Source organism: Nocardia sp. NPDC001965, assembly GCF_053594175.1.
The window spans coordinates 172,572-183,025 of the sequence record NZ_JBSFDZ010000013.1; the positions used below are offsets into that span (position 1 = coordinate 172,572).

The following is a 10,454-nucleotide window of genomic DNA, read 5'->3' on the forward strand; positions in this document are numbered from 1 at the left end:
TTCAGCACCGGTAGGCGGTGACGGCGTCCAATACCCGGTCGAGCTGGTCGCGAGTGAGCATGGGCCACAGCGGCAGCCGGACGACGGTCGCCGCGAACCGGGCGCTGCGGATGCACGGGGACGGTGTCCGGCCGTATTTGAGTCCCGCGGCGCTGGAATCGAGTGGTACGTAATGGAACGGCGCCACGATTTCGTGGTCGGCGAGATGCCGGATCAATCCGTCGCGCGCTTCCTCGGTGGGCATTTGCAGGTAGAACAGGTGCGCGGTGTGCAGGCGGTCCGGCGGAACCGTCATCGGTGCCACCCCGTGGTCGGCCGCCCATGAGCCGAGTCCGGCCGCGTAGGTATGCCATACCCGGTGCCGGGCCCGCTGGATGGTGTGGAATTCGGCGAGCTGGGCGTCGAGTACGGCGGCATTGAACTCACTGGGCAGATAACTGGACCCGATATCCTGCCAGGAGTATTTGTCCACCTGACCGCGTAGGAACCGGGCGCGGTCGGTGCCCTTCTCCCGCATGATCTCCGCCCGGCCCATCAGGATGTCGTCGGAGAGCAGCAGCGCGCCCCCTTCACCGCAGTGCACGTTCTTGGTGTCGTGGAAACTCTGCGTGCCCAGGGTGCCCAGGGTTCCGAGGGCCTGCCCCCGCCAGGTTCCGCCCAGGCCGTGGGCGTTGTCCTCGATGAGTGCGAGACCGTGCCGGTCGGTGAGCTGCCGCAGCGCGGCCATATCGGCCGCCACCCCGCCGTAGTGCATGACGACGATCGCTTTGGTGTGGTCGGTGACCGCCGCCGCGGCGGCCTGCGGGTCGATATTGCCGGTGGCACTGTCGATATCGACGAATACGCAGGTCGCGCCGTGCACCGCGAAGGCGGTGGCGGCGGAAGTGAATGCGAAACTCGGTACGATCACCTCGTCGCCCGGTCCCAGTTCCAGCAGCAGTGCGGCCAGTTCCAGGGCATGTGTGCACGAGGTGGTCAGCAATGCGTGGCGCGCGCCGGTGATCTCGCGGAGTTTCGCGGTCGCGGCGGCGGTGAACCGGCCGTCACCGTGACAGTGGTCGGAGTCGAGTACCGCGGCGACATTGGCCAGTTCGGCCGCCGACCGGTAGGGCCGGCTGAAGATGATCCGGCCGCTCACCCGGCCGCCACTTCGGCGGGCTGCCGTACTTCGGTGTCGCACGCTGCCCCCGGCGGCCGGGGCGTCGGCGATTCCACCGTCAGATACAGCGGTTTGCCGACCAGGATGTGCAGAACCACCCCGAGATATTCGGCTATGAGCCCGAGCGAGAACAGCACCGCGCCCGAACAGAGCAGCAGTACCACGATGATCGAGGCCCAGCCCTCCGGCTCCCCGCCGTCCCCGGTCACCGCCGTGTAGATGATCGCTGCGGCCAGGAGCGCACCGGCCAGTGCGAGTGTGACCCCCAGCAGGCTCACCACCCGAAGTCCCCGGGTCCCGGTGCACAGCACCATCTTCCAGAACAGGGAGAACAGTCGCCGGTAGTTGTAACCGGATTCGTCCCGTCCCTCGGCGCGCAGCAGCACCGGAACGGTGGTCGTCCGGCCGACGACCCAGGTCAGCGCGACATCGAGATAGGCGCCGTTTCCGGCGACCTCGGCCAGGCGGCGCCCGATATCGCCGCGGATCAGCCGGAAGCTCTCGAACCGGGTCGAGGCCGGAAAAGCGAACAGCGTCGCCAGCACCATTTTGGCGCCGCGGGAGGTGAGGTTGCGCAGGGGACCGTGCGGCCGGGTGTTGGTGGGCCGCGAGTACACCAGATCGGCCCGTTCGCGATAGGCGGCATCCAGGAACGCGGCGATACAACCCGGATCGTGCTGCCCGTCCTCGTCCATGGTGACGATCCAGCGGCCCCGGGCGGCCGCGAGCCCGGCGATGGTGGCGGCATCCTGGCCGTAATTGCGGCTCAGCCAGATCACCCGGACCTGCGTGTATTCGCGGGCCAGCCGTTGCAGCACCATATCCGACCGGTCCGGCCCGTGATCGTGGACCAGTACGATCTCCGCGATACGGAACCGGATTCCGCCCGGTGTCGTCGCGGGCGTGGTCAGGGTGTGCAGTTCGCGTACCAGTGCGGTGACGGTCTGTTCACCGCGATAGACCGGGACGACGACCGAAATACCGCACACTTCGGGCGAATCGGATTCCGCATCGGTGCGTGGGATCGTCGGCTCCGGCCACGGGACGGCCGCAGTGCCCGCTGGGAAGAGCGGGCCGGCCGGGGGTCGGCCGGTGACCGGGGTGGGAGCGAACCTGGGCGAAAACGGCATTGGCGAGATCGACTTTCGACGGTGGATAACGCGTGCCGGGTCTCGATGACGCTGGTGAGCCCGAGGAATGCGAACTCTAGCAGGCGCACCCGGCGTGGCGCGGGCAGATTCGGATGCGCGTCGTTACGACCGCGGAACCCGATGCGGGAGGTAGGGTCTGGGACCCGTGGCGCATGGTCGAGCCGAGAATCGGCGGGAAGTGTTGCGGTGGGGTCTGATATGTGCGGCGGGGGTGCTCGTCGCCTATCTCGCTGTCCTGCTGGCGAACTCCCGGCACTTCTACACCGACGACACCGAAGCCCAGTACGCGCCGCTGTGGGTGATGAGCGGCCGGGCCCTGCGGGAAGGACGGTTTCCGGTTCTGGTTCCGGAGCATTGGCTGGCCGGTAATTACGCGATCGAAGAGGCCGGGCTGCTCAATCCGCCGCAGCTGCTGATCGATCTGCTCGCGGTATCGGTGGATGATCTCGCGCTCTATGCGACAGTGGTGAAATTGCTGGTCGGGATTGTTCTCGGACTCGGCGTCTACCGGGTCTGCCTGGCCTACGGCGCGCACCCGGCCTGGTCGGCGGTGGCCGGTGTGGCCGTTCCGTGCAGCGGTTTCCTGCTCTTCTTCGACGCGGCCAGCTGGATGACCGCCTTCACCGGGACGGCCTGGCTGGTCCACGCCTGGGCGTCCGGTGTGCGCTTCGCCCGCGGTCGCGGCGGTCCTGTTCCGGTGTTCGTCTTCCTGTATCTGACGATCTCGGTGCAATACGTCTTTCCCGCCGTCGAAGCCGGTGTCCTGTTCGCCACGGTGCTGGTGGGTGAATTCGTCTACCGGCGGCAATGGGGTCCGGTGTTCCGGCTCGCCGTGGTCGCCGGATGCGCCGCGCTGGCGGGGCTGGCGACGTATCTGCCGAGCCTGTTCACCGCGGATGTCACCTGGCGCGGCGCGTCGGAGATCCGCAACGATCAGTTCCTGGCCGTACCGTGGTCGGAATCGCTGAACGCGAGCCTGCCCAGCACCCTGCCGGCCTTCACCTCCTGGTGGGGGTATGTGCAGCCGCTGCCGATGGTCTATATCGCCTGGTTCCTGATCCCGGCGCTGGCATTCGTCGACTGGTCCCGCGCCGCGTCCGCGGCCCGGGAGCTGAGCGGTCCGGCGCTGTTCGCGGTGCTGACCCTGCTGTGGACCGCCGGCCCCGGCACCATGGGACCGCTGCGCTGGCCGGCCCGGGTACTGCCGATGGTCGCACTGGCGCTGCTGGTGCTGGTATGTGTGCTGCTCGGCCGATTCGGCACCGTCACCGGGATCCCGCGCCGCGGGATCGCGGCCGGGCTACTGGTGTCGTTACTGCTCGCGCGCTCCGCCGCGGCCGCGCCGGAGGCGGTGGCCGCTCATCTCATAGCGGCCGCCGGGGTCGGCGCGCTGGGCGCGGTGGTCGTATGGCTGGGCCGGACACGCGGTCGTGCCGCGGCCTGTCTGCTGACCCTCGCCGCGGTGGCGCCGATCGCCTACCTGCAGGTGCACGCGGCGCAACCCACACCGATGAGCTGGAATCTGCCGGCGAAACGGTCGGAGATGAAAGCTGCCTTTCCCGATTTCCCCGGGACCACGCTGCAACTGGGCGACCGCGCACTGATCGCCCCCGCCGAGCGCACCCTCGACGGCGCCTACGGATCGCTGGCCTTCGGCAACTATGCCAAGAACCTGGAGCTGGACTATGTGGGCGGCTACACACCGAACGGTCATTTCTACTTCGGTCATCTGCTGTGTATGCGCTGGGATGTCAGCGTCTGCCCCGACGCCTACCGGCGGGCGTTCGCGCCCGAACCCGAGACCGGGCGCCCGCTGGTGGACCTGATGCTGGTCGACCGGGTCGTGCTGCAACGCGCCCTGTTCCCCGACGCTCGCGAGCAGCCCGCGCCGCCGGGCTGGAAATGGGTCGACTACCCGGGACACGACCGGTACATCGCAGTGCTCGAACGCGAGTCCGGGCCGGTATCGGGCCGCACCGGCCGGATCTCCCACACCGACGGTGTCACCGTCGGTGCGACCGCCGAATCCGATACGACCAGCCGGGCCCGCGTCGATTCACCCAGCGGCGGCCGGGTGGTCTTCGCCAGACTGGGCTGGCCCGGGTACCGGGCCCACCTCGACGGCCGGCCGATCCCGATCGATGTTGTCGCCGACAGTTTCGTGACCGTCGACATTCCGCCCGGTACCCGCGCGGGCGACCTCGAACTCACCTGGCGGCCGCCGGGCTGGAAGATAGGCGCCGCGCTCGCGGCGGCCGGGCTGGCCGGGCTGGCGATCCTGGAGTTCGAATACCGGCGCGGCCGCCGGCGCCGAGCGGAGCCGCCGGTGCCGCCACCCACCGAACCGGTCGCCGACGAACCTGATCTGGTGGTCGTGCGCATATGACCGGTTCCACCGGACAACCGGCCGATACCTGTGCATCTGTACCGGCGGAACCCGCCGACCCCGGCCCGCTGCTGCGGCTGGTCCGCCGGCAGGAACTCGCCTTCGCCGTCGTGGGCGCGGTCAATACGGCGATGGGAATCGGGCTGACCGTCGGCTGGCTGTGGCTGCTCGGGGCAGCGATTCCGCCGTCGGTGGCCGTGGCGGCCGCGTACGCCACCGGGGTCGGGATCGCGTTCGTGCTGCATCGCAGGCTGGTGTTCCGGGTCCGCGGCCGGATTCTCCGGGATCTGGCGGGCTTCCTGGCTGTCAACAGCGGCGGTCTCGTCGCCAATGCGTTACTGCTCGAACTCGCCGTCACAGTGCTGGGATTCCCGCGAGCTCCCGCCGCGGTCGCCGTGATGGGCGCCGTCGCGGTCGGCAGCTATTTCGGCCACCGGTATATCTCGTTCCGCCGACCGGTAGGTTGAAGCCATGTCGGAGGAAACCATTCTGGACCCCACCCTGCTGAGTCTGCTGGCGTGCCCGCAGGACAAAGGCCAGTTGCATCTGGTGCGCGCCGCCGACGGCGCGGATCTGCTGTACAACCCGCGGCTGCGGCTGGCCTATCCCATCGACAGCGGTATCCCGGTGCTGCTCGCCGATGAGGCGCGCAGCGTCGACGATGCCGAACACGCCGATTTCGCGCGCCAGTTCGGCGAATGACACCGCCGGGTCAGGGCTCCCCGGTTGCGGGTGAGTCCTGACCCAGATCCCCGGTGAGATACCGCTGCACCGTCGGCCCGACAGCCGCCACGATCTGTGGCAGCGGCAAACCGCTCACCGGCCGCAGATCCAGGATCTTGCGCGAGATCACCAGGCCTGCCATCTGAGAGGCGGCCAAGGCCACCCGGAGCCTGCCGTCGTCGGTATCGGTGGCGATCCGCCGCCGCACCCGCTCCAGGACCACCGATAGCAGGAAATCCCTGGCCAGAGACGTATCTCCGTTTGCGACCATACTGCGCACCAGCGCGACGGCGCCGGTACCCGCCGGAGAATCCCACAGGCCCACCACCGCGGCGACAATGGTTTCGCCGAGCCGTTCCAGCGGTACCGTGTCCACCTGACGTAGCACCACCTCCGGATCGATCGGTAGCTCCACCACCGCCGCGAACAACTGCTGTTTGGTGCCGAAGTAGTGGTGCACCAGCGCCGGATCGACCTCGGCGTCGGCCGCGACCGCCCGGATCGAGGTCTTGTCGAATCCCACCTTCGCGAACCGCTCCCGGGCCGCGGCGAGAATCGCCGCCCGGGTGCCCGACTGCCCGGGGCGGCGGCCCGACCGGCCCGGGCGTGCGCCCGCCGGTTCCGCCGCGCTCATGCGGTCCGGCGGCGTAGTGTCGCCGCGGCCAGGCACAGGGCCACCACGGCGAACCCGGCGACGATCGCCAGATCGCGCCACATCAGCCCGGTGGGGTCGGTATGTACCGAGACCTCGTGCAGCGCGTCGACCGCGTAGCTCAACGGCATGACGTTGCTGATCACTTCCAGCCAGCCGGGCAGCTGAGAGCGGGGTACCAGCAGGCCGCACAGGAAGATCTGCGGCGCCGCCACCAGCGGCATGAACTGGACGGCCTGGAACTCGGTACGGGCGAACGCACTGCACAGCAGCCCCAGTGCGACCCCCAATATCGCGTCGACCATGGCGATCAGCACCACCCATCCGGGGTTTCCGGCTGCCGCCAGGCCCAGTAATCCGAACGACACCAGGCAGGCCACCGCCGCTTGGGCGGCCGCCGCGAGTGAGAACGCGCTGCCGTATCCGCCGAGCAGATCGAGTTTGCTCAGTGGGGTGGTGAGCAGCCGTTCCAGCGTTCCCGACGTGCGTTCCCGCTGCATGGCGATCGCGGTGATCAGGAACATCACGATGAACGGCAGAATGCCCAGCATGCTGATCCCGACCCGGTCGAACAGCGTGGTCGATTGTCCGGGAGCGGCCGGTGCGTCCTGATAGATGAAGTACAGCAGGATCATCAGCAGTGCCGGGACCACCAGGATCATCGCGACGGTCCGGTGATCGTTGCGTAGTTGCCGCAGAATCCGCGTAGTGGTCGCCAGGTAGGCCATTCCGGGCCGGGGCCCGCCCGGCCAACTGGGTCCGTTCCGGCGGATACCGGAGGTGGCGGCGGTTTCCGTGTGCTGGTCGCTCATGCCGGGGCTCCCAAGGTGATGAGGGCGAGAAATGCCTGTTCGAGGTTTTGTTCACCGGTGCGTTCGCGGAGTTCGTCGGGGCTCAGCTGAGCCAGCAGATCGCCGTCGCGCATGAGCAGCAGCCGGTCGCAGTGTTCGGCCTCGTCCATCACATGGCTCGACACCAGCAGAGTGGTGCCGCCGGCAGCCAGTTCGTGGAACTGTTTCCACAGCTCTACTCGTAGGACGGGGTCCAACCCGACGGTCGGTTCGTCGAGAACGAGCAGTTCGGGCCCGGCCACCAGCGCGCAGGCGAGGGAAGCCCGGGTCTGCTGTCCACCGGACAGTTCGTCGTTGCGCTGCGACTGCTGGTCGAGGAGGCCCACGGCGCTCAGTGCGGATTCGACCGCGTCCCGGCCCCCGCCGTAGAGCGCCGCGAAATAGGCGACATTGTCACGAACGCTGATATCGGCGTAGATGCTCGGCGCCTGGGTCACATAGCCGATCCGCCGCCGCAGGGCCGCGCTGCCTGCCGGAAGTCCCAGCGCGGTGATCTCGCCGGTGGACACCAGCTGGGTGCCCACGATGCTCCGCATGAGAGTGGTCTTCCCGCAGCCGGAGGGGCCGAGCAGCCCGGTGATCGATCCGCGCGGGATGCTCAGCGAAATATCGTGCAGCACTTCGCGTTTGCCGCGGTGCACGGTGAGGTTGCGCACCTCCACCGCGGCCTCGGTGCCGGTTTCGGACATGATTCGCCTCTATTCATCGGGTGTTGAATTCACTACATGATGAATTATTCGCACGAACCGCGGTCACCGCAAGACCGGAAGTGGATCGATCCGTCCACCCCGCTTTCGCGGTCCGCCGGTCCGCACCGCGCGCTCGCGGTGTCGGCATCGGCTGCGACAATCCAGGCGTGAGTGCTGAGGAACTGGCTGTCGATCCGCTGACCGCCGCCCGGCGCCTGCTCGGCGCGACACTGTGGGCGGGCCCGGTGGGTGCCCGCATCGTCGAGGTCGAGGCATACGGAGGCGATCCCGCCGGGCCCTGGCACGACCCGGCCGCGCATTCGGCGCGCGGCCGCACCGCGCGCAACGCGGTGATGTTCGGTCCGCCGGGTCGGCTCTACTGCTATTTCAGCTACGGCATGCACACCTGCGTCAACATCATCAGCGGGCCCGACGGTGTGGCCGGAGGTGTGCTGCTGCGGGCGGCCGAGATCGTGGCCGGTATCGATACCGCCCGCAGCCGCCGGCCCGGTGCGCGTACGGATGCCGGGTTGGCCAAAGGTCCCGGCAACCTGGGAAGTGCGCTCGATATCGGGCTGAGCGACTACGGCACGGATGTCTTCGCTCCCGACTCTCCGATCCGGCTGGAACTGGGCGGCCCGGTGGACGCGTCGCAGATCGCCGCCGGGCCGCGCGTCGGGGTGAGCGCCGAGGCTGATCGCCCCTGGCGAGTCTGGCTGGCCGCCTCCCCGGCGGTTTCCGTCTATCGGCGCAGCCCCCGCGCGCCGCGTATCGACAGATCCGCCTGACCGGGGGATCCGCCCGGTCGGCCGGTGCGACCCGCCGGCCGTAGTGCGGGCCGGCACCGATGCCGGCCACTCTCGCTGTCACCGGCAGTTGCCCGCCCGGCTCGTCCCGGCGGTGGTCGTGTTTCCGGCTCCGCTGCGGTGGCGACGCCGTATGCGGTGCCAAGGGGGATTCCTTTATTCGTCAGCGCCTACGACACGGTCCGGGCGCCGCGACGGAGGCGCGGGTCCGGCCCGGAACCGCCGGGTACCTTATTCGCGAAAGCGGGTTGCGCCGGTCTCACGGAGTGGGCGGCGATGGCCGTACCGGCCGTTATGTAGTTGCGGACGTACGCGAAGATGGAGCCGTGAGCAGCGACATCATCGACGAACTGACCTGGCGCGGTCTGATCGCGCAGTCCACCGACCTCGACGCGCTCCGGGAGGCGCTGGGTTCGGGCCCGCGCAATCTCTATGCCGGCTTCGATCCCACCGCGGCGAGCCTGCATGCCGGTCATCTGGTGCCCCTGCTGGCGCTGAAACGCTTCCAGCGTGCGGGGCACCGTCCGATCGTGCTCGCCGGTGGCGCCACCGGTTTGATCGGCGATCCACGCGATGTCGGTGAGCGCACGATGAACTCCGCCGATACCGTCGCGGATTGGGCCGGCCGGATCCGTTCGCAGCTCGAGCGGTTCGTCGACCTGGGCGATTCACCGACCGGCGCGCTCATCGTGAACAACATGGACTGGACCGGCTCACTCAGCGCGATCGATTTCCTGCGCGATATCGGCAAGCACTTCTCGGTCAACGTGATGCTCGCCCGTGACACGGTCAAACGCCGCCTGGACGGGGAAGGCATCTCCTACACCGAGTTCAGCTACATGCTGTTGCAGGCCAACGACTACCTGCAGCTGCGTCGTCAGCACGACTGTGTTCTGCAGGTGGGTGGTTCGGATCAGTGGGGCAACATCATCGCCGGGGTGGAACTGAACCGACGCGTCGACGGTGCCGCGGTGCACGCGTTGACGGTGCCGTTGGTGACCTCCGCGGACGGGAAGAAGTTCGGTAAATCCACCGGCGGCGGCAGTCTCTGGCTCGACCCGGAGCTGACCAGCCCGTACGCCTGGTACCAGTACTTCGTGAATACCGCCGATGCCGATGTGGTCCGGTACCTGCGCTGGTTCACCTTCCTGGATCGCGCCGAACTCGCCGAACTCGAAGCGGCCACCGCCGAACGGCCGCACGCGCGTGAAGCGCAACGTCGGCTGGCGGCGGAGATGACCACGCTGGTGCACGGTGAACAGAACACGCGCTCGGTGCAGCTGGCGAGTCAGGCCCTGTTCGGTCGCGGTGAACTCCGTGATCTCGACGAACCCACTCTTGCCGCAGCACTGCGGGAAGCGGCGGTGGACGGGAAGGTCGCCGAGGTGGTCCCGGGAAACGACACGATCGTCGACCTTCTGGTGGCCGCGGGCCTCTGTGAGAGCCGTGGAGCAGCCCGCCGAGCGGTCAACGAGGGAGGCGCGTCGGTCAACAACGAGCGCGTGAAGGACCTCGACTGGACCCCGGAAACCAGCGACTACCTGCACGGACAGTGGCTCGTATTGCGCCGGGGGAAGCGGAATTTCGCGGGTGCGCGGCGGCTTCCGGCGAATTGATCTTGGTGGGCTGGGTCACAGTTCTGCGATCCAGTCCGCCGAATCGCCCCTCGGCAAGCCTCTGAACTGCGCAAACACGCCGCCGAACACGCGATTTGACGTAGCGTTCCCCGCCGCGTAACTTTATCCAAGTCAGAGCGACACGGACACCGACCAGGGGCCCGGAGCGAGGCGGAAACGCCGAGCCGGAGGGACCAGGGACAACGAGGTAGTACGAGGAGCGCCTGGCAGACCGGCCGAAGATGCGGAGTTTGACTCTGAGCCACTGGCCGGTTAAGCTAGAAAACCTGCCCCATTGAAGCCCTGGATTACTCCAGTCGCTGAGATGTGTGCGTGTGTTCTTTGAGAACTCAATAGTGTGTTGATGAATGTCAGTGCCAAATATTTAATTTGGTTTCGGTTCTTCATACCCCCGTGTGGA

Annotated in this window: 10 protein-coding genes; 5 read left to right on the forward strand and 5 right to left on the reverse strand. The window is 68.0% G+C overall.

The window, feature by feature from the left end:
• Position 1: 1 nt before the first annotated feature.
• Together rffA and ACWCPQ_RS20180 are read right to left on the reverse strand one after the other, a co-directional pair.
• Positions 2–1,138, reverse strand: coding sequence for a dTDP-4-amino-4,6-dideoxygalactose transaminase (rffA, locus tag ACWCPQ_RS20175; RefSeq protein WP_449900936.1), 1,137 nt, complete (start codon positions 1,136–1,138; stop codon positions 2–4).
• Entirely contained in the window at positions 1,135–2,148 is a 1,014-nt protein-coding gene (locus tag ACWCPQ_RS20180) for a glycosyltransferase (RefSeq protein WP_449900938.1), read from the reverse strand. The genes rffA and ACWCPQ_RS20180 overlap by 4 nt, the downstream gene beginning before the upstream one ends.
• Before the next feature lie 307 nt (positions 2,149–2,455).
• Between ACWCPQ_RS20180 and ACWCPQ_RS20185 the strand changes: the two genes are divergently transcribed.
• The 3 genes from ACWCPQ_RS20185 to ACWCPQ_RS20195 are packed head-to-tail and all read left to right on the forward strand — an operon-like array spanning position 2,456 to position 5,398.
• Positions 2,456–4,696, forward strand: coding sequence for a hypothetical protein (locus tag ACWCPQ_RS20185; protein WP_449900940.1), 2,241 nt, complete (start codon positions 2,456–2,458; stop codon positions 4,694–4,696).
• Entirely contained in the window at positions 4,693–5,163 is a 471-nt protein-coding gene (locus ACWCPQ_RS20190; RefSeq protein WP_449900942.1) for a GtrA family protein, read from the forward strand. Before ACWCPQ_RS20185 ends, ACWCPQ_RS20190 begins: the two co-directional genes overlap by 4 nt.
• A 4-nt stretch (positions 5,164–5,167) precedes the next feature.
• Complete coding sequence (locus tag ACWCPQ_RS20195) at positions 5,168–5,398, forward strand: Trm112 family protein (protein ID WP_449900944.1); 231 nt, start codon at positions 5,168–5,170, stop codon at positions 5,396–5,398.
• 10 nt (positions 5,399–5,408) lie between these two features.
• Here the strand turns inward: ACWCPQ_RS20195 and ACWCPQ_RS20200 are convergent, their stop codons facing one another.
• The 3 genes from ACWCPQ_RS20200 to ACWCPQ_RS20210 all read right to left on the reverse strand — a co-directional run bounded on the left by ACWCPQ_RS20200 (position 5,409) and on the right by ACWCPQ_RS20210 (position 7,611).
• On the reverse strand, positions 5,409–6,053 hold the full coding sequence (locus ACWCPQ_RS20200) for a TetR/AcrR family transcriptional regulator (protein ID WP_449900947.1): 645 nt from the start codon (positions 6,051–6,053) through the stop codon (positions 5,409–5,411).
• Positions 6,050–6,799: an ABC transporter permease gene (locus ACWCPQ_RS20205; protein ID WP_449900989.1), complete on the reverse strand. Its 750-nt coding sequence runs from the start codon at positions 6,797–6,799 to the stop codon at positions 6,050–6,052. Before ACWCPQ_RS20205 ends, ACWCPQ_RS20200 begins: the two co-directional genes overlap by 4 nt.
• Before the next feature lie 80 nt (positions 6,800–6,879).
• Complete coding sequence (locus ACWCPQ_RS20210; RefSeq protein ID WP_449900949.1) at positions 6,880–7,611, reverse strand: ABC transporter ATP-binding protein; 732 nt, start codon at positions 7,609–7,611, stop codon at positions 6,880–6,882.
• A gap of 167 nt (positions 7,612–7,778) precedes the next feature.
• Here ACWCPQ_RS20210 and ACWCPQ_RS20215 point away from each other — a divergent pair, with 167 nt between their 5' ends.
• Together ACWCPQ_RS20215 and tyrS are read left to right on the forward strand one after the other, a co-directional pair.
• Positions 7,779–8,399: a DNA-3-methyladenine glycosylase gene (locus tag ACWCPQ_RS20215; RefSeq protein ID WP_449900952.1), complete on the forward strand. Its 621-nt coding sequence runs from the start codon at positions 7,779–7,781 to the stop codon at positions 8,397–8,399.
• A 344-nt stretch (positions 8,400–8,743) separates the two neighbouring features.
• Positions 8,744–10,033, forward strand: a complete 1,290-nt coding sequence (gene tyrS / locus ACWCPQ_RS20220) for a tyrosine--tRNA ligase (protein ID WP_449900955.1) — start codon at positions 8,744–8,746, stop codon at positions 10,031–10,033.
• The last annotated feature ends 421 nt before the right edge of the window (positions 10,034–10,454 follow it).